Origin of the sequence: Thermobispora bispora DSM 43833, assembly GCF_000092645.1 — a bacterium.
Classification (GTDB): domain Bacteria; phylum Actinomycetota; class Actinomycetes; order Streptosporangiales; family Streptosporangiaceae; genus Thermobispora; species Thermobispora bispora.
In genome coordinates this window covers 1,238,455-1,263,856 of the sequence record NC_014165.1, presented here as the reverse complement: position 1 = coordinate 1,263,856, position 25,402 = coordinate 1,238,455, and the positions used below count along the sequence as shown (strand labels likewise).

Sequence of the window (25,402 nt, the reverse complement as noted above, 5' to 3'; positions counted from 1 at the left end):
CCGGCCGCGCCCTTTCTCCCATTACGGAACGTTCCAGGCAAATCACCCGCAGAACACCCTTGATTTGACCTGTGACGCACCTTACTCTGCTGGCACGTTACTCATATCGCACATAAGTGTTCGATATGAGTAAAACCGCAGGTCACCGGCCTTGCGAAGGGAGACGCGATGGGCTCAGAGCCGGTTGCCGCCATCCGCGGGTCAGGGGATGCCGCTCCCGCGGCCACGGGATGCCCGTTCCACCCCGGAGTCGATCCGAGCGGCCGCCCGATCTCGGCGAACGCGGCCGCGTTCGACCCGTTCCACGAGACCTTCCAGGAGGACCCCGCGGGCTCGCTCCGGTGGTCGCGGGACGGAGAGCCGGTGTTCTACAGCCCGCGGCTCGGCTACTGGGTGGTCACCCGGTACGAGGACGTCAAGGCGGTCTTCCGCGACAACATCACCTTCTCGCCGTCCATCGCGCTGGAGAAGGTCACCCCGGTCTGCGACGAGGCCACCGCCGTGCTGGAGCGGTACGGCTACGCGATGAGGCGCACCCTCGTCAACGAGGACGAACCCGTCCACATGCGGCGCCGGCGCGCGCTCATGGAGCCGTTCACCCCCGCCCAGCTCGCCCACCATGAGCCGCTGGTGCGGCGCCTCGTCCGCGAGCACGTCGACCGGATCATCGACACGGGCAAGGCCGACCTGGTCGAGGAGATGCTCTACGACGTCCCGCTCACGGTCGCGCTGCACTTCCTCGGCGTGCCCGAGGACGACATGGCCATGCTGCGCAAGTACTCGGTCGCGCACGTGGTGAACACGTGGGGCCGCCCGACGCAGGAAGAGCAGGTGGCCGTGGCGGAGTCGGTGGGCCGGTTCTGGCGGTTCGCCGGCGAGGTCCTGGACCGGATGCGCCAGGACCCCTCGGGGCCCGGCTGGATGCCGTACGCGATCCGGCTACAGCCGCAGATGCCGGACGTGATCACCGACTCGTACCTGCATTCGATCATGATGGCCGGGATCGTGGCCGCGCACGAGACCACGGCCAACGCCGCGGCGAACGCGATCCGGCTGCTGCTGGAGAACCGCCCGGTGTGGGAGGAGATCTGCGCCGACCAGCGCCTCATCCCCAACGCGGTCGAGGAGTGCCTGCGCCACTCGGGCTCGGTCAAGGCCTGGCGGCGCATCGCCACCACCGACACCAAGATCGGCGACGTGGAGATCCCCAAAGGGGCGAAGCTTCTCATCGTCACCTCATCGGCCAACCACGACGAGCGGCGGTTCGACGGCCCCGACGAGGTCGACGTCCGCCGGGAGAACGCCGGCGATCACCTGACCTTCGGCTACGGCGCCCACCAGTGCATGGGCAAGAACCTCGCCCGGATGGAGCTCCAGATCATCCTGCAGGAGCTCACCACCCGGCTGCCGCACATGGAGCTGGTCCCGGGCCAGAGGTTCAGCTACCTGCCCAACATCTCGTTCCGCGGCCCGGAGCACCTGTGGGTGCAGTGGGATCCGGCGCGCAACCCCGAGCGCACGAACCCGGAGATCTTACGCCGCCGGCTTCCGGTGCAGATCGGCTCCGCCCGGCGCCCGCTCCCCCGGTCGGTGACCGTGCTCGCGATCGAGCCCGAGGCCGAGGGGATCGTGCGGATCACGCTCGCCGACGCGCACGGCAAGCCGTTGCCGGCATGGTCCCCCGGCGCCCACGTGGATCTCGAGCTGGGCGGGCTCACCCGGCAGTACAGCCTCTGCGGCGACCCCGATGACCGGTCCACGTACCAGATCGCGGTGCTCAAGGACCCGGACAGCCGCGGCGGATCCCGGTACGTGCACGAACGGCTCGCCGTCGGTGACGTGCTGCTGATGCGCGGCCCGCGGAACAACTTCCCGCTCGACCCAGGCGCGCGGCGGTACGTCTTCATCGCCGGCGGCATCGGGATCACCCCGATCATCACCATGGCCGATCGCGCCCGCCGCCGGGGAGCCGACTACCACATCCACTACTGCGGCCGGTCGGCCGCGGCCATGGCCTTCCTCGGTCGGCTGCGGCGCGACCACGGCGACCGGCTCACCCTCTACCGCTCGGCCGAGGGGACGCGGCTCGACATCGCCCGGCTGCTCGCCGAGCCGCAGGAGGGCACGCAGATCTACGTGTGCGGCCCCCAGCGGATGCTCGACGCGGTGGCCGAGGCGACCCGGCACTGGCCGGACGACGCGGTCCGGGTGGAGAGCTTCGTCTCCGCGCTCGACCGGTTCGACCCGGCGAAGAACCACGCCTTCGACGTCCGGCTGGCCGACTCGGGCCGGGTGATCCGGGTTCCGGCCGACCAGACCGTGCTCGGCGCGCTCCGCGCCGCCGGGATCGACGTGCTGAGCGACTGCGAAGAGGGCCTGTGCGGCACGTGCGAGGTCCCGGTCGCGGAGGGCGAGGTCGACCACCGCGACATGGTGCTCACCAAGGCCGAGCGGGCGCAGCACTCCTCGATGATGACCTGCTGCTCGCGCGCCCGCGGCGGCAGCATCACCCTGCGCCTCTGATCTGGGTACGGCCGGCCGTCGCCGGCGGCCGGCCGGAAACGATCATCCCCCACCGCGCATTCCCGAATCCCACACCACCATCCCCCCTCACCACCTGTTGCGCTTTCGACAACACCCCCCGCCTCTGCTCTCGCTGCCGCCATACATCCCTGGCGACATCGCGGCCTCGGTTTCGGGGCGAAGAGGCACAGCCACGATCGAAAGGACAGACCATGACGCCCAAGGTCGCCCACGGCCAGGCCGAAATCGGTCAACGCAGCGCCACCCCCGGCTTCAAGCGGGTGCTCACCGGCAGCATGATCGGTGCCGTCTTGGAGTGGTACGACTTCGCGGTCTACGGGGTGCTCGCCGCGACCGTTCTCGGACCGCTCTTCTTCCCCGGGGACGACGGGTTCACCAAGCTCCTGCTCGCCCTCGCCACCCAGGGGATCGGCTTCGTCGCCCGCCCGCTCGGCGGGATCGTCTTCGGCCACCTCGGTGACAGGTTCGGGCGCAAGCCCATGCTGGTCGTCACCTTCCTGCTCATCGGCGGCGCCACCACGGCGATCGGCCTGCTCCCGACCTATCACGACATCGGGATCGCCGCGACCTTCCTGCTCGTCATCCTGCGCCTGCTGCAGGGCTTCGGCCTCGGCGGGGAGTTCGGCGCCGCCGTGCTGCTGGTGAGCGAGTACGGCGAGCCGCGCCGCCGTGGGTTCTGGGCGTCCTGGCCGCAGGCGGGCGCGCCGGCCGGCACGGTGCTCGCCGCCGCGGTGATCACGGTGCTCGGGCTGACCGTCCCGGCGGGGAGCTTCGAGACCTGGGGCTGGCGGATCGCCTTCCTGCTCGCGGCGCCCCTGCTCGCCATCGGCTTCTGGATCCGCCGTGGCGTGGAGGAGTCGCCGGTGTTCCAGCGCGCGCAGGAGAACGCCAAGGCGGCCCGGGCGGCCGCGGAGGCGGAGACGCACGGCCGGTCCAGCATCGTCCTCGCCCTCTCCCGGCCCCGTCAGGTGGTCCGCGGGCTCGGCATGCGGCTCGGCGAGAACATCGCCTTCTACATCTACACCGTCTTCGTCATCGCCTACGCCACGACCTTCTTCGGATTCGACCGCGGCGATGTGACGCTCGCGGTCACCTTCGGCTCCCTGTTCCAGTTCATCGGCATGATCGGCGGCGGCGCGTGGTCCGACCGGGTCGGCCGCAAGACCGCCATGCTGGTGGCGAGCGGCGTGCTGATCATCTGGGCGCCCACGTTCTTCTGGCTGGTGCACTTCGAGAGCGTCCCGCTGCTGTGGATCGGCGTCTGCGTCGGCGCGTTCTTCCACGGCGCGCTGGCCGGGCCGGAGGCCGCCTGGATCAGCGAGCTCTTCCCGACCCGGTACCGCTACGCGGGTGCCTCCCTGGTCTTCCAGGGCTCGTCGATCATCGCGGGCGCCCCGGCCCCGTTCATCGCGGTGTGGCTGATCAACGGCTTCGGGGTCGGCATGGTCATCGCCTACCTGGTGGTCACCATGGCGATCACGTTCATCGCGGTGGTCACCGGGCCGGAGACCAGAGGGCTCGACCTCGACCGGGTGGCATGACCCGGTGACGCGGAGGCCCACCGTGGCCGCGTGCCACGGTGGGCCTCGTCGTTTCGGGCCGATCCCGGGGCGGGATCGGAGGCGGGCATGCCCGGCAGGACATCCGCGGGCCATGCCTCCATGCCGGGGTCCATGGCCGAGGCCGCCCGCCCGCCGGGTCGGCGTCCAGGGCCGAGGCCGGTCCCCCGCCGGGTCGATGTCCACATCCAGGCCCGGTCTCCTCCGCCGGCCGTGCCGCTCGATCAGGGATCCGCGCCGATCCGGGCCGAAAGCCGGCCGGCCATGCCGCCGGCCACGGCACCGGGGCCATGCCCGCATGGTGTTCGGCCGGCCCGCCCGATGCGGCCGGGACGGGCACCGGCCGGGCCGTACCGAGGGCGAGCCGTACGGGTCAGGAGGCGGGGCACCGGGCCGGGAGGATGCGCCCTCGCACCTCGCCGAAGCCGATCCGGCCGCCGCCGGCGCCGGGCGCGGTCGCGGAGATCACCACCTCGTCGCCGTCCTCCAGGAAGGTGCGCGGCTCGCCGTTCACCTCGATCGGCTCCTTGCCGCCCCAGGTCAGCTCGATGAACGAGCCGCGCTGGTCCGGGCCGGGGCCGGAGATCGTGCCGGAGGCGAAGAGGTCGCCGGTGCGGGTCGACGCGCCGTTGACCGTCATGTGCGCGAGCATCTGCGCGGGCGACCAGTACATCTCCCGGTACGGCGGGCGGCTGACCACCTGGCCGTTCCAGGCCACGGTGAGCTCGATGTCCAGCCCCCACGGCGCGCTCTCCCGCAGGTACGGCAGCGGCACCGGGTCCTGGGGCGGCGTGCTCACCCGGGCGGCCTCGAGCGCGAGCAGGGGCACCACCCATGGGGAGATCGAGGTGGCGAAGCTCTTGCCGAGGAACGGCCCCAGCGGCACGTACTCCCAGGACTGGATGTCCCGGGCCGACCAGTCGTTGACGAGCACCACGCCGAAGACCCGCTCGGCGAACTCCTCGCAGGGCACCGGCTCGCCGAGGGCGGAGCCGGTGCCGATGACGAACCCGAGCTCGGCCTCGATGTCCAGGCGGCGGCTCGGGCCGAAGGCGGGGGCCGGATCGCCGGGGGCCTTCCGCTGCCCGCACGGGCGGACGATGTCGGTGCCGGAGACCACCACGGTCCCGGCGCGGCCGTGGTAGCCGACCGGGAGGTGCTTCCAGTTCGGCATCAGCGGCGGGGAGCCGGGGCGGAACAGCCGGCCGAGGTTGGCGGCGTGGTGCTCGGAGGCGTAGAAGTCGACGTAGTCGCCGACCTCGAACGGCAGGTGGAGCCGCACCCCGCCCACCGGGTGCACCGCGTCGTCGGGGAGGTCGCCGCGGACCAGCTCGGCGATCCGCTCGCGCACCTCGGCCCAGCGCCGATGGCCCTGGGCCATGAACGCGTTGAGCGACGGCCGGGCGAACACCTCGTCCCCGAGCGCCCGGGCGAGGTCGACGACGGCGTCGCCCACCCGGACGCCGACCCGCGGCGGGGTGCCCGGGGTGGAGAACACGCCGTACGGCAGGTTGTCGAGCCCGAACGGCGATCCCTCGGGGATGTCGATCCTGGTCATGCGGTCCCTTCCTGTGTGGGCGACATCTCCGGCGGCAGCAGGCCGAGGCGGACGAGGTCGGTGAGCGGTTCGGCGATGCTGCAGGTGCCGAAGGACACGAACGCCTCCCGTACGGCACGGGCCCGCTCGTCGCCGAGGCCGGCCACGCGGGCGGCGATCGCGGCGCCGTCCCGCTCGGCGAGCACCCGGGCCAGCTCGTCCTCGCCGGCGCCGCGGAGCGCGGCGTCGGTGGCGAGCAGGAGGTTGAGGAACCCGTGCTGCTCGAACCCGGTGCGGGGGTCGGTGTTCCGCACCGCGTGGTGGAGGCCGGCGGTGGCCTTGAACGGCACGCCCGCGTCGACCGCCGCCTTCACCGCCCGGGCGAGCTCCGCCTCCCCGGGGTACAGCTCGGCCCGGACTCCGCCGGTGCGGAACTTCGCCCGGTACCGGGTGGCGGCGAGCGCCGCGATGATCCCGGGCCGGCGCTCGTCCCGTGGCACCTCCACGTAGACGTGCACGCCCTCCCCGAAGCCGGCCCGGTCCAGCTCGGCGAGCAGCCGATCCGCGCCCATCCCGTCGGGGACCGCGACCTCCACGGCGCGCAGGTCCACCGGCAGGGCGGCCGCGGCGGCGAGCGCGGCCGCGGCCGCGGCCGGGCCGCCGGGGACGGTCACCGTGAGGGGCAGACGGGGACCGTCCCCGGCGGGCAGCAGCCCGGCCAGCTCATCCAGGGCGTCCGCGGCGACCACGAGCGGGCCGACGAGCCCGGCGTACGGCGCGGACTCGTGCCGCCGGTGCGCGGGTACCGCCTCCGCGAGCGGGGCCAGCCCGGGCGGGAACATGGCCGCGTCGTCGAGGAGCGCCCGCGCGAACTCCGGGACCCCGGCCGGCGCGGTCACTTCCCCTGCCTCTGCGCGGCCCAGCTGAACTGGTAGCCGTCGACGTCGCAGGCGAGCGCGGCCTCGCCGAGCTCGAGCGGGCGGAAGGTGTCGACCATGACGGCGTACTCCTCGAAGAACTCCACGCCGATGCTCCGCTCGTACCCGCCGGGCTGCGGGCCGTGGGTGTGGCCGGCGGGGTGGAGCGAGACCGAGCCCTGGCCGATCCCGGAGCCCTTCCGCGCCTCGTAGTTCCCGCCGCAGTAGAACATCACCTCGTCGGAGTCGACGTTCGAGTGGTAGTACGGCACCGGGATGGCCTGCGGGTGGTAGTCGACCTTGCGGGGCACGAAGTTGCACACGACGAAGTTGTGCCCCTCGAAGACCTGGTGCACCGGCGGCGGCTGGTGGACGCGCCCGGTGATCGGCTCGAAGTCGAAGATGCTGAAGGTGTAGGGGTACAGGCAGCCGTCCCAGCCGACGACGTCGAACGGGTGGCGCTCGAAGACGAACCTGGTGCCGGCGATGCCGCCCGGGCCGCGGTGCTTGACCAGGACCTCGACGTCGGTGCCGTCGACGCAGAGCACCTCCTCGGGCCCGTGCAGGTCCCGCTCGCAGTACGGCGCGTGCTCGAGGAACTGGCCGTACCGGGAAAGGTAGCGCTTCGGCGGCGCGACGTGGCCGGAGGCCTCGATGATGTAGGCGCGGAGCGGCTCGCCGCCCTGGGGCAGCCAGCGGTGGATGGTGGAGGCCGGCATGACCACGTAGTCGCCGGTCTTGGCGCGGAGCGGGCCGAACACGGTCTCGACGACGGCCTCACCGGACTCGATGTAGACGAGCTCGTCGCCGGTCGCGTTGCGGTACAGCGGTGACTCCTTGCCCGCCGCCACGTAGAAGATGCGCACGTCCGCGTTGCCGAGGATCATCCGGCGCCCGGTCACCACGTCGGCGTCCCGCCAGGAGTCGCCCGGGAAGAGGGCGTGGAGCCGCAGGTGCCGGGGGCGCAGCGGGTGGTTCGGCGTGGTGGTGTGGTCCGGCGGCTCCCACGGCTCGAAGCCGACGATCGCCGAGGGCAGGTGCCGGTGGTAGAGGAGCGAGGAGTCGGAGGAGAAGCCCTCCTCGCCCATGAGCTCCTCGTAGTAGAGCCGCCCGGTCTCATCCCGGTGCTGCGTGTGGCGCTTCGGCGGGACGTCGCCCACCCGGCGGTAGTACGCCATGGCTCGCCTCCAGCGTGGCTGCGGTGGTTACGGTGGGCAACATAGTAAATGTGTTAACTAGTTTTGGGTAGGGGCGGGCCGCAAAAGGCCGCCAAGACCCGGAAACGGGGACGCCGGCGCGGCGCTCAGTGGCGCCCGCGGACGTCGAACTGGTCCCGGTTGGTGATCAGCTTGTTGAGCAGCATGATGAGGATGCGCTGCTCGGTCTCGGTGAGCACGCTGGTCCACTCGTGCTCCCGCTCGTTCTGCGCCCGGAACACCTCGACCATGGTCTCGTGCCCCTTCTCGGTGAGCGAGAGCCGTACGGACCGGCCGTCGTGCTCGTCCGGGGTGCGGGCGAGCAGGCCGTCGGCGATCAGGCGTTTGCTGAGGTTGGAGACTGCCGCGCGGCTCATCCCGGTGAGCGTCGCCGCGCGCTTGGGCTCGAGCGGGCCGGCGAGCCAGGTGACGAAGAGCAGGCGGAACCCGGACCACGACAGCCCGCGCGGCCGGTGCACCGCGGCCTCCAGGTCGTAGGTGACGACGTCGGAGGCGCGGTTGAGGGTGAGCAGCACCTCGGTGGCGAGCCGGTGGGGGAAGCCGTACTCGGTGGCGAGCCGGCGGTTGGCGAGCTCGATGAAGGACCAGAAGTCGGGCTCACCCGCGCGTGACGTGGCGCCCTGCTCCAGATCGTTGCCGGCCATGCCCCTCACCTTAAAGACCCCATGGCCCGGTCACCGCACCGGCTGGTTAGTAAATGCTTGAACTACCATCCCGCGCGCTCCACGCGGCGCTCCGGTGCCCGTGAAGTACGGCGGGCGCGCCCGGCGGCGGCCGTACCGCGGGGTCCCGGGCGCGGGCGGCCGGGCCCGCCGGCGCGGGCGGCACCACCGCGCCGGCGGGCGGGCGGATCCCCGGTTCACCGGTGGGACCCGCTCTCATCACGATACGCTAACAAGGGTTTCTCTTAAGAAAGTTTCTTGTTAGTTTGCCGTTCACCCCGGGCGCTCAGGCCTCGGGGCGCCGTGATCGCCGACCGGAAGGAACGCGCGCCGGAACCGGGCGTGGGACACCGGTTCCCCGGCCGCGCGTTCCGACGCGAGGCCGGGAAGGGAGAGACCCGCAGATGAGAATCCTGAAGATCGCGGCCGCGACCACCGCGACCGCCGCCCTGGCCCTGGGACTCGCCGCATGCGGATCCGACGACTCCGCCAGGACGGCGCCGTCCGCGGACGCGTCGGCGGCCACCGGCCAGAAGTTCGCCGGCCAGACCCTGACCGTATGGCGTCTCGGTGCCCCCACCGACGTCTCCAACAAGTACATGGACGACCTCAACGCGGCCTTCAAGCAGAAGACCGGCGCGGACGTCAAGGTCCAGTGGATCCCCTGGCCCGACGCCCAGAAGAAGTGGACGGCCGCGCTCGCCGGCGGTGAGGGCCCGGACGTGACCGAGATCGGCAACGACCAGGTCGCCGCCTGGGTGGCGCTGGAGGCGCTCGCCGACATCACCGACGTGGTCAAGAACGACCCCGAGCTCCAGCAGATCCCGCAGAACCTGTGGAGCTACGAGACCATCAACGGCCGGATCCACGCGGTCCCCTGGGGCGGCGGCACCCGGGCGGTGCTCTACCGCAAGGACTGGTTCGAGGAGCTCGGCATCGAGGTGCCGAAGACCTGGGACGAGCTCGTCGCCGCGGCGAAGAAGATCGTGGAGGCGAAGGGCAAGGACGTCGACGGCTTCGCCTTCAACGGCGGCTCCGACGCGAACATGTCCCTCTCCCCGTTCGTCTGGTCGGCCGGCGGCGACTTCGCGGTCTTCGAGAACGGCCGCTGGGTCGGCAAGCTCACCGAGCCGGGCTTCAAGGAGGGCTTCCAGTTCTACACGGACCTCGTCGCCAAGCACGGGGTCTCCGGCAAGGGCCGGCTCACCCAGAACTCCGTCGAGATCGCCCAGCGGTTCGCCGCCGGCAAGGTCGGCATGTACATCACCGGCGGCTGGGACATCGCCGCGATCAAGGAGCAGAGCAAGGGCAAGATCGACGAGTCGAAGATGGCCTTCTTCTCCGTCCCGTCCAAGGACGGCAGCGGCCCCGCCCCGGCCTTCCAGGGCGGCAACGACATCGCGATCTGGAAGGACACCAAGAACTTCGAGCTCGCCGCCGAGTACCTCAAGCTCGCCGCGGGCAAGGAGTTCGGGGTGCGGTACGCCAAGGAGGGCGGCCTGCTCCCGCTCTACCCCGAGGCGCTCGATGAGCTCGGCGCCGACCCCGCGCAGAAGCCGTTCACCGAGACCTTCAAGGTGGCCCGCGGCTTCCCGGCCAGCCCGAACTGGGCCGAGGCCAACGACACCAAGGCGGTCCTGCAGAACGCGGCCCGCGCGGTGATCGAGGGCAAGAAGAGCATCGACCAGGCGCTGGCCGACGCCAACGCCGAGCTCGAGGCGATCCTCAACCAGTAAGGGTCATGGCGCGCACGTCGACGATCACCCGGGGCGGAGCCGGCACCTCCGCCCCGGCGCCCCGGGCGCCACGCGGCTCCGGCCTGCCCCACTGGGTGGTGCCGTACGCCCTGCTGGCCCCGGGGCTGCTGGTCATCGCCGCCCTGCTGCTCTACCCGCTCGGCCGGATGGTGGTGATGTCCTTCCACCAGGTCGGGCTGCGGCAGATCAGGGCCGAGAACCCGGCGCCGGCCGAGTTCGTGGGCCTGGAGAACTACCAGCGGGTCCTGGAGTCCCCGCTGTTCTGGTCCTCGCTGCGGAACACCGTGGTCTTCGCGCTCATCACGGTGGCGCTCACCCTGGTGCTCGGCACGCTCGTCGGCCTGCTGCTCCACCGGCTCGGCCCGAAGATGTCGACCTTCGTGGTGGTCGGCATCATGGCCGCCTGGGCGACGCCACCGACCACGCAGGCCGTGGTGTGGAAGTGGATGTTCGACCCGGACTCCGGGGTGGTGAACTGGGCCCTCAACCTGCTCCCCGACGGTCTCTCCGGCCTGCTCTTCGGCCGCGCCGACTGGACCGGTTACCCGTGGTTCAACGACACGGTGACGCTGTACTTCGTGCTGATCGTCACGGTGGTGTGGGCGTCGTTCCCGTTCATCGCCGTGTCGGTGCTCGCCGGGCTGAAGAGCATCCCCGGTGAGCTGTACGAGGCGGCCGTGGTCGACGGCGCCGGCGGGGTGACCACGTTCCGGAAGATCACCTTCCCGATGCTCAAGCCGATCTTCGCCGTGCTCACCGTGCTCTCGATCATCTGGGACTTCAAGGTGTTCACACAGCTCTACCTGCTGGCCGGCGGCACGGTGAACCGGGAGGCGTTCAACCTGTCGCTGTGGAGCTACGCCGAGGCGTTCAGCAACCCGCCCAAGATGGGCCTCGGCGCGGCCATCGCCGTCGTGCTGACCGCCATCCTGCTCGTGGTCACCTGCGTGTACGTCCGGCAGATCGTGACCACGGAGGACGTCCGATGAGCCCGCTCCTCCGCCAGAAGATCGGCCGGGCCGCGCTCAACGCCGCCGGCATCGCGGTCTTCCTCTTCGCCGTCTTCCCCGTCTACTGGATGGTCGCGACGGCGTTCAAGCCGAACGACCAGATCTTCACCACGGAGTTCATCCCCTTCCCCGACCCGCCGTCGCTCGACCACGTCTCGCGCGTGTTCGTCAAGGGGGTGGCGGGGCACTCGGTCTGGCGGTACCTGCTCAACAGCGCGATCGTCGCCCTCGCCACCGTGGTGGTGGGGGCGGTCTTCGCGCTGCTCGCCGCCACGGCGGTGGCCCGGTTCCGGTTCCGGTTCCGCACCACGTTCCTGATCCTGCTGCTGATCGTCCAGATGGTCCCGGCCGAGGCCCTGCTCATCCCGCTGTTCACCACGATCAACCGGCTGGGGCTCTACGACCGGCTGCTCGGCCTGGTCGTGGTGAACGTCGGGCTGACCCTGCCGTTCTCCATCTGGATGCTCCGCACCTTCGTCGCCGCGGTGCCGAAGGAGCTGGAGGAGGCGGCCTGGATCGACGGCGCGGGCCGGGCGACCGCGTTCTGGCGGGTGCTGTTCCCGCTCGTCGCCCCCGGCCTGGTGGCGACGAGCATCTTCTCGTTCATCACCACCTGGAACGAGTTCGTCTACGCGCTGACCCTCATCAACGACCAGGGCAAGTACACGATGCCGGTCGCCCTGGGCTTCTTCGTCGGGCAGCGCTCGACCGACTGGGGCGGCATCATGGCCGCCTCCACGCTGATGACCATCCCGGTCCTCGTCTTCTTCCTCCTGATCCAGCGCCGCATGGTCTCCGGCCTGGTCGCGGGCGCCGTCAAGGGATAGACGCCGGCGGCCGCCCGCCCGGCGGTACGGCGGCGCCGCACCCCGGCGCGGCCGTACCGCGCCCACCGCCGGAGCAGCACACCCACCGAGACAAGGAGCCGATTCAGCATGTCCGCATCCCGCGATCCCGGGTACGGCGTCGCCGATCCGTCCGTGCGCGACCAAGGGCTGCACCGCCTGGCGGCGGGGACGCTGCTCGTCGCCTTCCAGGGCACGACCGCCCCCGAGTGGGTCCTGCGCGGTCTGGAGGCCGGCCTCGGCGGCGTGACGCTCTTCGGCTTCAACGTGCGCGACCCCGGGCAGGTCGCCGCCCTGACGGCGAGCCTCAACGCGGCCGGCCACCCGATCATCTCCCTCGACGAGGAGGGGGGCGACGTCACCCGGCTCGCCTACCACACGGGCAGCCCGTACCCGGGCAACGCGGCGCTGGGCGCGGTCGACGACGTGGAGCTGACCGAACAGGTCTACCGGGCCATCGCCGCCGAGCTCGCCGCCTGCGGGGTGAACCTCGACATGGGCCCGGTCGCCGACATCAACACCGCCGACGACAACCCGGTCATCGGCACCCGGTCGTTCGGCTCGTCCGCCGACCTGGTCGCCCGGCACACGGTCGCCGCGGTCCGCGGCCTGCAGTCGCTCGGGGTGGCGGCCTGCGTGAAGCACTTCCCCGGCCACGGCGCCACCTCCCAGGACTCCCACCTGGAGATCCCGGTGGTGCGGGCCTCCCGGGAGCTGCTCTGGGAGCGCGAGCTCGTCCCGTTCCGCGCGGCCATCGAGGCCGGCGCGAAGTCGATCATGACCGCGCACGTGGCGATCCCCGAGCTCACCGGCGACCTGCCGGCCACGCTGAGCCGCGCGACGCTCACCACCCTGCTCCGCGAGGAGCTCGGCTTCGACGGCGTGGTGATCTCCGACGCGCTCGACATGCACGCGGTGAGCAAGAGCGTCGGCCTGGTCGAGGGCGCGATCCGCTCCCTCGCGGCCGGGGCCGACCTGCTCTGCCTCGGCCCGCTGCCCACGCCGGAGGACATCCGGGAGATGCTCGCCGGGATCCGGAACGCGGTCGCCGAGGGCCGGCTCCCGCTCTCCCGCCTGGAGGAGGCGAACGAGCGGGTCGCCCGGCTGCGCGAGTGGCTCGCGGCCCCGCACGAGCGCGCCGCCGGGAGCGATGGGATCGGGCTGGCCGCGGCCCGGCGCGCGGTCTCGCTCACCGGTACGGCACCGCCCCTGGTGGATCCGTTCGTGGTGGAGCTCGACACCCCGCCGAGCATCGCGGTCGGCGAGGTGCCCTGGGGGCTCGCGCCCTGGCTGCCCGAGGCCGAGGTCGCCCGGGTGAAGCCCGCGGAGGCCGACGCCCGAGCCCTGCTGGACCGGGCGGCCGGGCGCTCCCTGATCATCGTGGTGAAGGACGCCCACCGGCACGCGCACAGCAGGGAGCTGATCTCGGCGCTGCTCGCCGAGCGGCCGGACGCGGTCATCGTCGAGATGGGGCTGCCGATCTGGCGGCCGCCCGCCGCCGCCTACATCGCGACGTACGGCGCGGCCCGGGCGAACGCCCAGGCCGCGGTCGAGCTGCTGCGGGGCTGACCCCGCGGGCGGCGCCCGGCGCGCGGCCGGCGCCGGGCGCCGCCTCTCAGGCGTAAGCCCGGCACCCTCTTAGGCGTAAGCCCGGCACCGCCCTCAGGGCGAGACCCGGGCGCCGTCGCTGAGAACGAGAGGCGGGCGCCGCCCCTCAGTACGAGACCGGGCGCGGTCTTTCACAACGAAAGCCGAGCAGCACCTCTCAGAGCAAGAACGCGCGCGGCCTCTCAGCACCAGAGCCGAGCGGCGCCTCTCACAGCGAGAAGATCTCTTCCCGGGCCTGCTCGAGCGCGGCGAGCACCGCGCCGCGGAGCACCGGGTTGCCCTCGACCGTGCTGGTGACCACCCGCGGCCGGATGGGGCAGATGCGCGCCACCGCCTCCTCCACCCGGGTGGTGAGGCTCGTCCCGCCGGCGAGCCCCACCTCACCGGAGAGCACCACCAGCCCGGGGTCGAGCACGACGCACACCGAGGCCACGCCGAGCGCGAGCCGTGAGGCGATCTCGTCGAGCAGCCGCTCACCCCGCTCCCCCGCGGCGACCGCGGCGGTCACGCACTCGGCGGCGGTCGCCCCGGTGAAGCCGTGCTCGTGGGCGAGCTCGGTCACCGCCTCGGCGCTGACGAGCGACTGGAAGCCGCCGGCGAGCGACGGCAGCCGGCCCGGGGTGGCCTTGATGTCCTCGGCGAGCGGGACGCCGGGCACGGGGAGGTAGCCGATCTCCCCGGCGTAGCCCGACGTGCCGCGGTGCAGCCGGCCGCCGAGGACGATGGCGAGGCCGATGCCGCGGCCGATCCACAGGAGCACGAAGTCGTCCACGTCCCGGGCGGCGCCGGTGGCGCGCTCGGCGAGGGCGACGAGGTTGACGTCGTTCTCGATGGTGACGTCCCGGCGCAGGTCCTTGGCGAGGGACTGCTGCACGCCCTCGTGCCAGTGCGGGAGGTCGAAGGAGAACCGGACGTCCCCGGTTCCCGGGTCCACCACTCCCGGGGCGCCGACCACGATGCCGCGCAGCCGGCTCATCGCGACCTTCGCGGACCGGCAGGCCTTCGCGATCGCCTTGTGCACGAGCCGGACCGGGTCCTCCTCCTCATCGGGGGTGATGGTCACCTCGGCGGCCAGGTCGCCGTTGACGTCGGCGATCGCGGCGGTGATCCGCTCCGGGCCGACGTCGAGGCCGGCGACGTAGGCACAGGACGGGACGATGCCGTAGAGCGCCGCGTTGGGTCCCCGGTTGCCCGCCTGCTCGCCGACGACCTGCACCAGACCGCGCCGTTCCAGCCTGGCGAGCGTCTGCGAGGCGGTGACCTTGGAGAGCCCGGTCAGCTCACCGATCTGCCCCCGGGTCAGCGGCCCGGAGGTGAGCAGCAGCTCGAGGGCGGCCCGGTCGTTGATCTCCCGCAGCAGCCTCGGCACGCCTGGACGTCGCACCATGCTCCCGCTCGCTATCGTCGCTCCCCGTCTTCCCTGCTCGTCAGGGCTTCCGACGGGAAATAGTCAATAAACTTTCCTGCTAGCTTACCCGGCCGGATGCGGCATCCGCCCGACCCGGAACTGCGTCCCGGCCATGCCCGTCACCTCACACGCTACGCCGGTCCGGGCGCTTGCGCTCCCCCTGTCCGCGGATGCGATAGCCCGGGCCGTACCGGTCGCGCGCCGGTCGCCGTTCCGGTCATCGAACCGGCCGCGATTACGGTCACCGCGGGTCACCGCTCCGGTCCCGGGACCCGCGCGCAGAACCAGCCCCTACCAGGCGGGATAATCGACTACATGCGACTTTCTGCCCGTGTCGACTACGCTCTCCGTGCCGCGGCCGAGCTCGCCGCCGCGGGCGATGGGCCAACCACGGTGGGCGAGCTTGCTCAGGGGCAGGACATGCCCCCGAAATATCTCGAGAACATCCTGCTGCAGATGCGCCGGGCCGGCCTGGTCCGGGGACAGCGGGGTCCGGAGGGGGGTTACGTCCTGGCCCGGCCGGCCAATCAGATCACGTTGGCCGATGTGATCCGCGCGGTCGACGGACCGCTCGCCAACGTCCGCGGAGAACGTCCCGAGGAGGTCGGGTACACGGGCGCCGCCCACGCCCTGCAGCGGGTATGGATCGCGCTCCGGGCGAGCGAACGGGCGATTCTCGAACGCGTCACGCTCGAGCACGTCGCCAAGGGCGAGCTGCCGCCGGAGGTCGAGGAGCTGGCCGCGGACCCCGCCGCATGGCGCTCCCGGACCCCGGTGTGACGCTCCGGTAGGCGGGGCCATGCCCGAGGGCGACGCCGTCTACCGGGCCGCGAAGCGGCTCCGCGAGAGCCTCGACGGCCGGGTGCTCACCCGGTCCGAGTTCCGGGTGCCCCGCCATGCGACCGCGGACCTGCGCGGGCGTGCCGTGCTCACCACCGTCTCCCGCGGCAAGCACCTGCTCACCCGGGTGGAGGGCGGGCTCACCATCCACACCCACCTGCGCATGGACGGACGGTGGCGGATCGATCGGGCCGGCCGGCCGATCCCGGGGGGCGATGTGGTGCGGCTGATCCTCGCCAATGAGACCTGGCAGGCGGTCGGCATCCGGCTGGGGGTGACGGAGCTGCTCCCCACGGACCGTGAGGATCGGGTGGTCGGTCATCTCGGGCCCGACCCGCTCGGGCCGGACTGGGACGCCGCGTGGGCCGCGCGGAACCTCGCGCGCGCTCCCGGGCGGGCGATCGGTGAGGCACTGCTCGATCAGCGGAATCTGGCCGGGCTCGGCACGATCTGGCGGGCCGAGACGCTGTTCGCCGCGCGCATGTCGCCCTGGCGCGCGGCCGGTTCCATCCCCGTGGACGAGCTGGAGGCGCTGGCGGCCATCGCCCGTGAGCTGCTGGACGCGGCCAAGGACCAGCCGCTACCGGTCTCCACCGGTGACCGCCGCCGGGGACGTGAGCTCTTCGTGTACGGCAGGGCCGGCCGCCCCTGCCGCCGCTGCGGCACCCCGATCAGCCGCGGCGAGCTGGGGACCGCGCCGGACGAACGGCTGATCTACTGGTGCCCGGTCTGCCAGCCGTCCTAGGCGGCGACCATGTCCTTGACCTCGGGCGTGTACTCGGAGAACTCCCCGGTGAACTCCGCCGGGGGCATGGTGTCCGCCACCGGCAGCCGCTCCCGCTCCGGCACGTCGGCGAGCACGGGGGCGTCCTGAAGCTCGGCGAGGGCGAACTGGTCGGAGACCTCGCGCAGCACCTGGGAGAGCGGCACGCCCAGCGCGGCGCAGATCGCGGCGAGCAGCTCGGAGGAGGCCTCCTTCTGCCCGCGCTCGACCTCCGAGAGGTAGCCGAGCGAGACCCGCGCCAGCGTGGAGACCTCGCGGAGGGTGCGATTCTGCCGAACCCGCAGCCGCCGCAGTACGTCGCCGAGCAGGTGACGCAGCAGGATCATCTGTCGCTCCCTCCCCGCAGGGCGCGCCTTGGCGGACGCGCCGGTGGTGGGCTCGCGCCGCCCACCCTTCGCACGCTTTTGGGACGTTCTCCTCGCCGTCACCATCGGATCGCTCGGCCCCCTCGCCGGGCGAGTGGTTCTCTTGCTCGCCGATGCCTCACGGACCTCAATCACAGCTTCACCGTACCTGTAGAGGACGACACCGCGGCAGCCCGTGGCGAGTGTGTTCGCTGGTGACGTAACGCGGTGATCACCCGGATTGTTCCCCAAGTTTTGCCCGGAGCACACCTGCCAAAAGGCCCAAAGCCTCCGCGCAGGACTCCCGCCTGATCTCCTCCCGGCCCCCGGTCAGCCGGAGATCGCGGTGCCAGGTGCGGCCGCCGGGGCCGCACAGGGCGATGTGCACCGTGCCCACCGGCTTGCCGTCCTGGGGCTCCGGGCCCGCCACCCCGGTCAGCCCGATCCCGTAATCGGAACGGGTGAGCTCGCGCACCCCGGCGGCCATCGCCGCCGCGACCTCGGGGTGCACCGCTCCCTCGCGCGCCAGCAGCTCGGCCGGGACGCCGAGCACACTCGCCTTCACCTCGGTCGCGTAGGCGATCACTCCGCCTCGGAATGCGGCGGACGCCCCGGGGACGTCGGTCAGGGTGGCGCCCAGCAGACCGCCGGTGAGCGACTCGGCCACGGACACCGTCGCTTTCAACCGGACCAGTATCGACAATACCTGCGCGGCCAGATGCCTCATGACGTGCGTGCCAGCTTCGCCATCCGGCGCAGCCTGATCGCGCGGACCACGTAGTCAACGCCGGTCCCGAGGGTCACGGCCACCGCGGGATAGATCGCGGCCAGCCGCGCCCAGTGCGGCGCCCCGGGGAGGATGTAGAGGGCGATCGCCACGATCTGCAGCACGGTCTTGACCTTGCCGCCGTAGCTCGCCGGGATCACGCCGTGCCGGATCACCAGGAAGCGGAGCAGGGTCACCCCGGCCTCCCGGCCGAGGATGACCACGGTGATCCACCAGGGCAGCTCACCGAGGAAGGAGAGGCAGACCAGCGCCGCGCCGATCAGCGCCTTGTCCGCGATGGGGTCGGCGATCTTCCCGAAATCCGTGATCAGCGCGTACCGGCGGGCGAGCCAGCCGTCGAGCTGATCGGTGACCGAGGCGAGGAGGAAGAGAACGAGCGCGGCGATCCGCCAGCCCGTGCCGTCGAGGAGCAGGAAGGCCACGAACAGCGGGACGAGCACCAGGCGGACCACGGTGAGCACGTTCGCGATGTTCCACGGGCTCACCCGGCCCTCGCGCGGTGGCACCCCGATCCCGGCCGGGGGCGCACCGGTCACCGTGAGCGCCGGGATGGCCGGGGCCGGCTCCGCGTCCGGGGCCGGCGGCTGCCCGGCGCACGCCGTCTCGGGCGGCCGCGCCGCCTCGGCCGGTGGCTCGCCGCGTTCCCTCATGTGCCGGCCTTGACTCGGGCGACCAGGTCGACCCCCTCGGAGCCGACGGCCACGGCCTGCACGATCTGGCCGGGCCTCAGGCCGCTGCCGCCCTGCACGGTGACCGTACCGTCGACCTCCGGGCCCTGGTGCGCGGCGCGGCCCTCATAGCCGCCGTCGCCCAGGTCCTCCTCGATGAGGATCTCCAGCTCGGTCCCGATGCGCTCCTCGGCCCGCTGGGCCATCAGCTCGTCGGCGAGGGCGCTCAGCTCGGCCACCCGCTCGTCGATCGTGTCCTGGTCGAGCTTGTCGGGGAAGCCGTACGCCTCGGTGCCCTCCTCGTCGGAGTACCCGAAGACGCCGATCACGTCGAGCCGCGCCTCCTCCAGGAAGCCCTTCAGCTCCGCGAAGTCCTCCTCGGTCTCCCCGGGGAAGCCGACGATGAAGTTGGACCGGATCCCCGCCTCGGGTGCGCGCTCCCTGATCCGCTCGAGGAGGTCGAGGAACCGGCGCGCGTCGCCGAACCGCCGCATGCGGCGGAGCAGCGGGCCGCTCGCGTGCTGGAAGGACAGGTCGAAGTACGGCGCCACGCCCGGGGTCGAGGTGAGCATCTCGATCAGGCTGGGCCGCAGCTCGGCCGGCTGCAGGTAGTTGACCCGGACCCGCTCGATCCCCTCGGTCGCGGCGAGCTTGGGCAGCAGCCTCTCCAGCGCCCGCAGGTCGCCCAGGTCCTTGCCGTACGAGGTGGAGTTCTCGCTGACGAGCACGATCTCCTTAACGCCCTGCTCGGCGAGCCAGCGCGCCTCCGCGATCAGGTCCTCCGGCGGCCGTGACACGTACGCGCCGCGGAATGCCGGGATCGCGCAGAACGCGCAGCGCCGATCGCACCCCGAGGCGAGCTTGATCGGCGCGACCGGGCCGCCGGTCAGCCGCTTGCGGAGCGTGCGCGGGCCGCTCGCGGGGGCCACGCCCTCCGGCAGCGGCTCGTCCGCCCGCGCGCCGTGGCCGGGGATCCGCGCTCGCGCGGCCGACCGGTCCACGGGGGTGATGGGCAGGAGCCTGCGCCGGTCCCGCGGGGTGTGCGGCCGGAGCGGCCGGCCGGCGAGCACGTCGTCGAGGCGGTCGCCGATCTCCGCGTAGTCGTCGAAGGAGATCACGGTGGCCTCGGGGAGCGCCTCGGCGAGCTCCTTGCCGTACCGCTCGGCCAGGCAGCCGGCGGCCACCACCTTGGCCCCGGAATCGGCCGCGGCGAGCAGGGTGTCGATCGATTCCTTCTTCGCCGAATCGATGAAGCCGCAGGTATTGACGACGATCACGTCGGGATCGTCGTCGGACAGCCGCCAGCCGGCGGCCTCGAGCCGCGCCGCGAGCTCCTCGGAGTCGACCTCGTTGCGGGCGCAGCCCAGCGTGATCAGCGATACGGTTCGGCGAGAGGACATGATGGAACTACGGTATCGGGAGTCTGGCCTCAGCGGGGAGCCGGGCTCTGCGGGCCGTAGGTCCGCCGCACCATCTGGCCGTCCCGGCCCGGGCTGCCGAGCTGCCGGCCGTTCACCTCGACCTTGACCGCCCCGGCGTCACCGAACGTGATCCGCAGCCGGCTCTTCGAGGTCCAGGTGCTGGTCTTGCCGCCCGGGAGCACCCCCTCGAACAGTTCCTTCCCCTTGGCGTCCTGCACGTTCAGCCAGGCGGGCCGCACCGTGGAGATCTTCACGGTCACCCGCTCGGGCGCCGCGGGCGCGGCGGGCGCCGCGCGCTCCGGCTTGGAGACCGCGTTCTGCACCTGCCCCGCGGCCGGGGCCTGCTTCACCGTCTCCTCCGCCGACCCGCCGAACAGCCGGGTGAGCGCGAACACGGCGACCAGGGCGGCGGCCACCGCGATCACCGCCGTCCACCCCGACCGGCGCATCCCGCCCGAGAGCAGGCGGTCCGCCTTGAACACCTCCGCGGCGCGGACCGGCTGGTAGCTGCCGCGGGTCTCGGCCTCGTACTGCCGGACCATCGCCTCCGGGTCGAGCCCGAGGGCGGACGCGATCGCCCGGATATGCCCGCGGGCGTAGAAGTCACCCCCGCACGAGGAGAAATCGTCCCGCTCGATCCCTTCGATGATCGCCTCGCGGATGCGCGTGCGCTCGCTGAGCTGGGCCACGGTCAGCCCGGCCTCCTGTCGCGCCTCCGCCATCACTGTGCCAACGCTCATCCGTCATCAGCTCCCTGTCCGAGCTCTCGGCTCGCCCGCATCCGCGGAGCCGCATGGACATGGCTCGACTACGCTCAGTACAGGGAGGTATACCCAGAGCACGGTCATTCGCCGCGCAATTCCGCCAGGAGCGCCGGAAGATCCTCGGGTTTCACCAGCACCTCGCGGGCCTTGGAGCCCTCGCTCGGCCCGACGACGCCGCGCCGCTCCAGCAGGTCCATGAGCCGGCCCGCCTTGGCGAACCCGATCCGGAGCTTGCGCTGGAGCATCGAGGTCGAGCCGAACTGGCTCGTGACGATCAGCTCGGCGGCCTGGCACAGCAGGTCGAGGTCGTCGCCGATGTCCTCGTCGATCTCGCGCTTCGCCGTGGCCGGGGCCACGACGTCCTCCCGGTACTCGGGCCGCATCTGCGCCTTGCAGTGGGCGACGACCGCGGCGATCTCCTGCTCGGAGACGTAGGCGTTCTGCAGGCGGATGGGCTTGCTCGCGCCCATCGGCAGGAAGAGCGCGTCGCCCTGCCCGACGAGCTTCTCCGCCCCCGGCTGGTCGATGATGACCCGCGAGTCCGCGAGGGAGGAGGTGGCGAAGGCGAGCCGGGACGGCACGTTGGCCTTGATGAGGCCGGTGACCACGTCCACCGAGGGCCGCTGGGTGGCGATCACGAGGTGGATGCCGGCCGCCCGGGCGAGCTGGGTGATCCGGACGATGGAGTCCTCCACGTCCCGGGGGGCGACCATCATGAGGTCGGCGAGCTCGTCGATGATCACCAGCAGGTACGGGTAGGGGCGGTAGACCCGCTCGCTCCCCGGCGGCGCCACGAGCGTGCCCTCGCGCACCGCCCGGTTGAAGTCGTCGATGTGCCGGAAGTTGCTCGCCGCCAGGTCGTCGTAGCGGCGGTCCATCTCGCCGACCACCCATTCGAGGGCCTCCGCGGCCTTCTTCGGGTTGGTGATGATCGGCGTGATGAGGTGGGGGATCCCGTCGTAAATGTTGAGCTCCACCCGCTTGGGGTCGATGAGCACCATGCGGACCTCGTCCGGGGTGGCCCGCATGAGGATCGACGTGATCAGGCCGTTGATGCAGGTCGACTTGCCCGCGCCGGTGGCGCCCGCGATGAGGATGTGCGGCATCTTCGCCAGGTTGGCGACGATGGTCCGGCCCTCGACGTCCTTGCCGAGCCCGACGATCATCGGGTGGTGCTCGGCCTGGGCCACCGGCGAGCGCAGCACGTCCCCCAGGGACACCAGGTCCTTGTCGGGGTTGGGGATCTCCACCCCGATCGCCGACTTGCCGGGGATCGGGGAGAGGATCCGCACGTCGGCGGACTTGACCGCGTAGGCGATGTTCTTCGCCAGCGCGGTGACCTTCTCCACCTTCACCGCGGGGCCGAGCTCGATCTCGTACCGGGTGACCGTCGGACCGCGGGTGAACCCGACCACCTGGGCGTCGACCGAGAACTGCTCGAGCACGCTGGTGAGCGCGTTGACCACGTCCCGGTTCGCCTGGGTGGCCGGCTTGGGCGGGGTGCCCGGCTTGAGCAGCCGCAGCTCGGGGAGCCGGTAGGTCCCCTCCTGCTGGGTGAGCTCGAGCTGTTCGGCCTTCTTCGGCGGCTCGGTCGGCAGCGGAGGCTCCCGCGGCGGCTCCGGCTTGGGCTCGGGGCGCTCCTCCGCCGCGGCGGGCGGCTCGTCCACGAGGCCCGGGATGATCTCCGGGGAGTGGTCCTTCTCGGTGAGCACCGGCGTGTCGTACGGCTTGTCGCCCTCGCCGGGGCGCCGGTCCGCCGCGGGCCGCCGGGTCCGGCGGCGCGGGGTGGCCGGCCGGGTGTCCTCGTCCGCCTTCGGCCGCTGGAAGATGAGCTGCCGGATCTCGGCGATGCGCTCGGGGATCCGGTAGATCGGCGTCGCGGTGATCACCAGCAGGCCGAACCCGGAGAGCATCATGAGCAACGGGATCGTGATGAAGTCCGGCAGGATGCTCGCCGGCGGCGCCGCGGCGAGGAAGCCGAGCATGCCCCCGGCCGCCGCGACCTTGTCCATCCCGTCGTTCGGGCCGCCCGCCGGGTACGGCGTGCCGTGGGCGACGTGCACGATCCCGAGGATCCCGACGACCAGGGCGATCCAGCCGATCCCCATCCGCCCGGTCTCCGCGCCCCGGTCCGGGTGCCGGAGCACCCGCCAGGCGAGCAGCGCGAGGAAGATCGGCACCGCCCAGGCGAGGGAGCCGACCGTGCCGCGGACGACCGCGTCGACCACGGCCGCCACGCCGGTCTTCGACTCCCGCCAGATCATCGCGGCGAGCACGATCGCGCCGGCGAGCACGGAGAGGCCGAGGCCGTCGCGCCGGTGCGCCGGGTCGAGGTCGCGCGCCTCCCGGCCGAGCGCCCGCGCGGCCGCCCCGACGGAGCGCGCGAGCAGCAGCCACACGCCGATGACGATCTTGCCGATGATCAGGAAGAAGAAGCTGATCGGGTCGTGGCCCGCGGCGACGGGGCGCTTGCGGGCCGCCTTCGGCGGGACCTTGGCCTTCGATCCCGCCCGGGGGGCCGGGGGGCGCTTCGCGGAAGCCGTACGAGGCCCGGGGCGCGTGGGGCGCTTGCCGGGCCCCTGTCCGGACGTACGGGTGGCCATGATGCCGAAGTTACCGGGAAGAACGCCGGATATCAGCGTGACGCGCCGAGCCCGGATTGCCCGCGTTGGCCGCTAGATCGCTCGGCGTTCCCGCATGAGGAGGCGCTCGATCCGCTCCCGCGCCTCGATCAGGCAGGCGACGATGTCCTGCTCCCGGTCCGGGGTGAGCCGCGGCACCGGGATCGAGCAGCTGATCGCGTCCCGGGGCGGGTCGGTGAGCCGCAGGGCGACGCCGAAGCAGCGCAGCCCTTCGGTGTTCTCCTCCCGGTCGATCGCGTACCCGCGCTCCCGGATCTCCCGCAGCTCGGCGAGGAGCTCGTCCCGGTCCACGATCGTGTTCCGGGTGAGCCTGGGGAGCTCGGCGGGCAGGATGCGGAGCACCTCCTCGTCGTCGCGGGTCGCCAGGATCGCCTTGCCCAGCGCGGTGGTGCTCGCCGGGAGGCGGCGGCCGACGCGCGAGAACGGCCGCAGGTAGTGGCGGGAGGCCCGGGTGGCGAGGTAGACGACGTCGGAGTGGTCGAGCCGGGCGAGGTGGACGGTCTCCCCCGTCGCCTCGGCCAGCCAGTCGAGCGCGTCCCGGGAGAGCTGGACGACCGCGTCGCCGTCGATGTAGGTCGCGCCGACGAGCAGGGCCCGCATGCCGATCCGGTAGAGCGTTCCGGTGGCGTCGGTCTCCACCCAGCCCAGGTCGACGAGGGTCCGCAGCAGCGCGTGGAGGCTGCTCTTCGGGTAGCCGAGCTTGCCGTGGATGTCGGTGAGACTGTGCAGCCCGGGGTGCTGGGCGAAGAAGTCCAGCAGTTCGACCGTCCGGAGCGCCGATTTGACGTGGGGCACCGTTCCCGCCACTTGTGCACCTCCCCTGGCCCGCCTTCGCCTCCTATTGTGAGTGTGCTAGCGGAGCCGGCTCTCCCAGGTCGCCACGGTGCGGGCCGCGATGTAATCGTGATCGATGTCGTCGCCGAGCCCGGGCGCCGTGGGCATCCGGACCTTCCCGTCCACCAGGGGGTCGACGATCGAGCGCAGGTGGGGCGGTGGCGTGTCGTAGTCGGAGTGCGGGTGGAGCAGGCCCCGCTCGTACCAGCGCCCGCTGAGGGTGGCGCCGATCACGGCGAGCGCGCCCGAGCCGTTGCCGTGGATCTCGCAGTCCATGCCGAACGACTCGGCGAGGTGGACGGCCTTGAGCGCGGGGGTGATGCCGCCGGACCCGACCACCCCCACCCGGAGGATGTCGCAGGCCCCGGCCACCACCCACTCGGCCCGCGCCATGTGCTTGCCCCACGCGGTCTCCGGGCCGATGATCGGCGTGCGGAGCTGTTCGGCGAGCCACCGGTAGGACTGGACCGAGGCCTCCTCCATCGGCTCCTCGAACCAGGCGAAGCCGAGCTCGTCGAGGGCCCGGCCGAGGGTGAGCGCCTCGGACCGGGAGTACCAGTGGTAGCTGTCGAGCATGAGCTCGATGTCCGGCCCGACCGCCTCGCGCACCGCGGTGCACGCCGCGATGTCCCGGTCCACCCCGTGCGGGAGCGGAGGCATCCAGGTGTGCAGCTCGATGGCGCGGTACCCGCGGGCCACCAGCTCCTTGGCGAAGTTCGCGTAGTCCTCGGGGGTGGCGAGCCCGCCGGGGATGTCGTCCCCGCACATGGTGCTCGCGTACGCGGGCACCTCCGCCCGCGCGCCGCCGAGGAGCCGCCACACCGGCAGGCCGAGCCGGCGCCCGGCGAGGTCCCACAGCGCCTGGTCGGCCGCGCTGAGCGCGCGGTCGGAGAACGCGCCCTGCGAGCCCCGCTGCCGGCGGGCCATCCGGTGCCAGAGCCGCTCCCGGTCGAACCCCTCCTCGCCGAGCAGCGCGGGGCCGAGGTAGCCGCCGACCACCGCCTCGCGCACGGTGTCGGGCTTGGTGAGGCAGTGGCCGGAGGCCCCGTCGGCGTCGGTGATCGTCAGCAGCGCCTCCGTCACCTCGCGCGGCGGCCCGGGGTGCCGGTGCCCGTGCTCGTCGACGTAGGAGTGGGTGACCGTGGTGAAGACCGTCACCACGACGCGTTCGATGACCGCCATCGGGCCTCCCTTCTCCGCTGAGCCGGTGGGACGGGGTGGGGCGGGCCGGGCTGGCGCCGGCCCGCCCGCGGG

21 protein-coding genes are annotated in these 25,402 nt (G+C 72.2%); 8 read left to right on the top strand and 13 right to left on the bottom strand.

The features are described 5' to 3' along the window. Nucleotides 1-168: 168 nt before the first annotated feature. Together TBIS_RS05560 and TBIS_RS05555 are read left to right on the top strand one after the other, a co-directional pair. Nucleotides 169-2,523, top strand: a complete 2,355-nt coding sequence (locus TBIS_RS05560; protein WP_013131366.1) for a cytochrome P450/oxidoreductase — start codon at nt 169-171, stop codon at nt 2,521-2,523. A gap of 212 nt (nt 2,524-2,735) precedes the next feature. Then, a complete protein-coding gene (locus TBIS_RS05555; RefSeq protein ID WP_013131365.1) occupies nt 2,736-4,085 on the top strand; it encodes an MFS transporter in 1,350 nt (449 codons plus the stop codon). 391 nt (nt 4,086-4,476) lie between these two features. On the opposite strand, the gene fahA is transcribed toward TBIS_RS05555, so the two are convergent. The 4 genes from fahA to TBIS_RS05535 all read right to left on the bottom strand — a co-directional run bounded on the left by fahA (nt 4,477) and on the right by TBIS_RS05535 (nt 8,418). Then, nucleotides 4,477-5,661 (bottom strand): fumarylacetoacetase, encoded by a 1,185-nt coding sequence (fahA, locus tag TBIS_RS05550; protein WP_013131364.1) that lies wholly within the window; start codon nt 5,659-5,661, stop codon nt 4,477-4,479. After that, on the bottom strand, nt 5,658-6,539 hold the full coding sequence (locus TBIS_RS05545) for a hypothetical protein (RefSeq protein ID WP_013131363.1): 882 nt from the start codon (nt 6,537-6,539) through the stop codon (nt 5,658-5,660). Before TBIS_RS05545 ends, fahA begins: the two co-directional genes overlap by 4 nt. Further along, nucleotides 6,536-7,735, bottom strand: coding sequence for a homogentisate 1,2-dioxygenase (locus TBIS_RS05540; protein ID WP_013131362.1), 1,200 nt, complete (start codon nt 7,733-7,735; stop codon nt 6,536-6,538). Before TBIS_RS05540 ends, TBIS_RS05545 begins: the two co-directional genes overlap by 4 nt. A 125-nt stretch (nt 7,736-7,860) precedes the next feature. Further along, complete coding sequence (locus TBIS_RS05535; protein ID WP_013131361.1) at nt 7,861-8,418, bottom strand: MarR family winged helix-turn-helix transcriptional regulator; 558 nt, start codon at nt 8,416-8,418, stop codon at nt 7,861-7,863. Between the two features lie 422 nt (nt 8,419-8,840). On the opposite strand from TBIS_RS05535, the gene TBIS_RS05530 reads away from it, so the two are divergent. The 4 genes from TBIS_RS05530 (at nt 8,841) to TBIS_RS05515 (ending at nt 13,617) form a co-directional block, all read left to right on the top strand. Beyond that, on the top strand, nt 8,841-10,172 hold the full coding sequence (locus TBIS_RS05530) for a sugar ABC transporter substrate-binding protein (protein WP_013131360.1): 1,332 nt from the start codon (nt 8,841-8,843) through the stop codon (nt 10,170-10,172). Between the two features lie 5 nt (nt 10,173-10,177). Then, complete coding sequence (locus tag TBIS_RS05525; RefSeq protein WP_013131359.1) at nt 10,178-11,182, top strand: carbohydrate ABC transporter permease; 1,005 nt, start codon at nt 10,178-10,180, stop codon at nt 11,180-11,182. Further along, nucleotides 11,179-12,030: a carbohydrate ABC transporter permease gene (locus tag TBIS_RS05520; RefSeq protein ID WP_013131358.1), complete on the top strand. Its 852-nt coding sequence runs from the start codon at nt 11,179-11,181 to the stop codon at nt 12,028-12,030. Before TBIS_RS05525 ends, TBIS_RS05520 begins: the two co-directional genes overlap by 4 nt. A gap of 108 nt (nt 12,031-12,138) precedes the next feature. Beyond that, nucleotides 12,139-13,617: a glycoside hydrolase family 3 protein gene (locus tag TBIS_RS05515; RefSeq protein WP_013131357.1), complete on the top strand. Its 1,479-nt coding sequence runs from the start codon at nt 12,139-12,141 to the stop codon at nt 13,615-13,617. A 247-nt stretch (nt 13,618-13,864) separates the two neighbouring features. Here the strand turns inward: TBIS_RS05515 and TBIS_RS05510 are convergent, their stop codons facing one another. Then, entirely contained in the window at nt 13,865-15,043 is a 1,179-nt protein-coding gene (locus TBIS_RS05510; protein WP_013131356.1) for an ROK family transcriptional regulator, read from the bottom strand. A gap of 336 nt (nt 15,044-15,379) precedes the next feature. On the opposite strand from TBIS_RS05510, the gene TBIS_RS05505 reads away from it, so the two are divergent. Together TBIS_RS05505 and TBIS_RS05500 are read left to right on the top strand one after the other, a co-directional pair. Then, a complete protein-coding gene (locus TBIS_RS05505) occupies nt 15,380-15,844 on the top strand; it encodes an RrF2 family transcriptional regulator (protein ID WP_013131355.1) in 465 nt (154 codons plus the stop codon). 19 nt (nt 15,845-15,863) lie between these two features. Beyond that, on the top strand, nt 15,864-16,649 hold the full coding sequence (locus TBIS_RS05500) for an Fpg/Nei family DNA glycosylase (RefSeq protein ID WP_013131354.1): 786 nt from the start codon (nt 15,864-15,866) through the stop codon (nt 16,647-16,649). Here the strand turns inward: TBIS_RS05500 and TBIS_RS05495 are convergent. From TBIS_RS05495 to TBIS_RS05460, 8 genes are all read right to left on the bottom strand, one after another. Further along, nucleotides 16,646-17,014: a helix-turn-helix domain-containing protein gene (locus TBIS_RS05495; protein WP_013131353.1), complete on the bottom strand. Its 369-nt coding sequence runs from the start codon at nt 17,012-17,014 to the stop codon at nt 16,646-16,648. The genes TBIS_RS05500 and TBIS_RS05495 overlap by 4 nt on opposite strands. A gap of 250 nt (nt 17,015-17,264) precedes the next feature. Further along, nucleotides 17,265-17,759 carry a CinA family protein gene (locus TBIS_RS05490; protein ID WP_013131352.1) on the bottom strand — a complete coding sequence of 165 codons (495 nt, stop codon included), beginning with the start codon at nt 17,757-17,759 and terminating at the stop codon, nt 17,265-17,267. Further along, complete coding sequence (gene pgsA, locus TBIS_RS05485; protein WP_013131351.1) at nt 17,756-18,469, bottom strand: CDP-diacylglycerol--glycerol-3-phosphate 3-phosphatidyltransferase; 714 nt, start codon at nt 18,467-18,469, stop codon at nt 17,756-17,758. The genes TBIS_RS05490 and pgsA overlap by 4 nt, the downstream gene beginning before the upstream one ends. Further along, entirely contained in the window at nt 18,466-19,887 is a 1,422-nt protein-coding gene (gene rimO, locus TBIS_RS05480) for a 30S ribosomal protein S12 methylthiotransferase RimO (protein WP_013131350.1), read from the bottom strand. Before rimO ends, pgsA begins: the two co-directional genes overlap by 4 nt. Before the next feature lie 29 nt (nt 19,888-19,916). Then, nucleotides 19,917-20,648 (bottom strand): helix-turn-helix domain-containing protein, encoded by a 732-nt coding sequence (locus TBIS_RS05475; protein ID WP_013131349.1) that lies wholly within the window; start codon nt 20,646-20,648, stop codon nt 19,917-19,919. Between the two features lie 104 nt (nt 20,649-20,752). Next, a complete protein-coding gene (locus tag TBIS_RS05470) occupies nt 20,753-23,275 on the bottom strand; it encodes an FtsK/SpoIIIE family DNA translocase (RefSeq protein WP_013131348.1) in 2,523 nt (840 codons plus the stop codon). 72 nt (nt 23,276-23,347) lie between these two features. After that, nucleotides 23,348-24,121 carry an IclR family transcriptional regulator gene (locus TBIS_RS05465; protein ID WP_013131347.1) on the bottom strand — a complete coding sequence of 258 codons (774 nt, stop codon included), beginning with the start codon at nt 24,119-24,121 and terminating at the stop codon, nt 23,348-23,350. A 45-nt stretch (nt 24,122-24,166) separates the two neighbouring features. Beyond that, entirely contained in the window at nt 24,167-25,330 is a 1,164-nt protein-coding gene (locus tag TBIS_RS05460) for an enolase C-terminal domain-like protein (protein WP_013131346.1), read from the bottom strand. Between the last annotated feature and the right edge of the window lie 72 nt (nt 25,331-25,402).

Excerpts from the sequence above, each read along its gene's own strand:
- TBIS_RS05500 (WP_013131354.1), top strand. The coding sequence starts at position 15,864 with ATGCCCGAGGGCGACGCCGTCTACCGGGCCGCGAAGCGGCTCCGCGAG.
- TBIS_RS05490 (WP_013131352.1), bottom strand. The coding sequence starts at position 17,759 with ATGAGGCATCTGGCCGCGCAGGTATTGTCGATACTGGTCCGGTTGAAA.
- TBIS_RS05515 (WP_013131357.1), top strand. The coding sequence starts at position 12,139 with ATGTCCGCATCCCGCGATCCCGGGTACGGCGTCGCCGATCCGTCCGTG.
- TBIS_RS05560 (WP_013131366.1), top strand. The coding sequence starts at position 169 with ATGGGCTCAGAGCCGGTTGCCGCCATCCGCGGGTCAGGGGATGCCGCT.
- fahA (WP_013131364.1), bottom strand. The coding sequence starts at position 5,661 with ATGACCAGGATCGACATCCCCGAGGGATCGCCGTTCGGGCTCGACAAC.
- TBIS_RS05495 (WP_013131353.1), bottom strand. The coding sequence starts at position 17,014 with ATGATCCTGCTGCGTCACCTGCTCGGCGACGTACTGCGGCGGCTGCGG.
- TBIS_RS05520 (WP_013131358.1), top strand. The coding sequence starts at position 11,179 with ATGAGCCCGCTCCTCCGCCAGAAGATCGGCCGGGCCGCGCTCAACGCC.
- pgsA (WP_013131351.1), bottom strand. The coding sequence starts at position 18,469 with ATGAGGGAACGCGGCGAGCCACCGGCCGAGGCGGCGCGGCCGCCCGAG.
- TBIS_RS05470 (WP_013131348.1), bottom strand. The coding sequence starts at position 23,275 with ATGGCCACCCGTACGTCCGGACAGGGGCCCGGCAAGCGCCCCACGCGC.
- TBIS_RS05530 (WP_013131360.1), top strand. The coding sequence starts at position 8,841 with ATGAGAATCCTGAAGATCGCGGCCGCGACCACCGCGACCGCCGCCCTG.
- TBIS_RS05535 (WP_013131361.1), bottom strand. The coding sequence starts at position 8,418 with ATGGCCGGCAACGATCTGGAGCAGGGCGCCACGTCACGCGCGGGTGAG.
- TBIS_RS05525 (WP_013131359.1), top strand. The coding sequence starts at position 10,178 with ATGGCGCGCACGTCGACGATCACCCGGGGCGGAGCCGGCACCTCCGCC.
- TBIS_RS05460 (WP_013131346.1), bottom strand. The coding sequence starts at position 25,330 with ATGGCGGTCATCGAACGCGTCGTGGTGACGGTCTTCACCACGGTCACC.
- TBIS_RS05510 (WP_013131356.1), bottom strand. The coding sequence starts at position 15,043 with ATGGTGCGACGTCCAGGCGTGCCGAGGCTGCTGCGGGAGATCAACGAC.
- rimO (WP_013131350.1), bottom strand. The coding sequence starts at position 19,887 with ATGTCCTCTCGCCGAACCGTATCGCTGATCACGCTGGGCTGCGCCCGC.
- TBIS_RS05555 (WP_013131365.1), top strand. The coding sequence starts at position 2,736 with ATGACGCCCAAGGTCGCCCACGGCCAGGCCGAAATCGGTCAACGCAGC.
- TBIS_RS05540 (WP_013131362.1), bottom strand. The coding sequence starts at position 7,735 with ATGGCGTACTACCGCCGGGTGGGCGACGTCCCGCCGAAGCGCCACACG.
- TBIS_RS05475 (WP_013131349.1), bottom strand. The coding sequence starts at position 20,648 with ATGAGCGTTGGCACAGTGATGGCGGAGGCGCGACAGGAGGCCGGGCTG.
- TBIS_RS05505 (WP_013131355.1), top strand. The coding sequence starts at position 15,380 with ATGCGACTTTCTGCCCGTGTCGACTACGCTCTCCGTGCCGCGGCCGAG.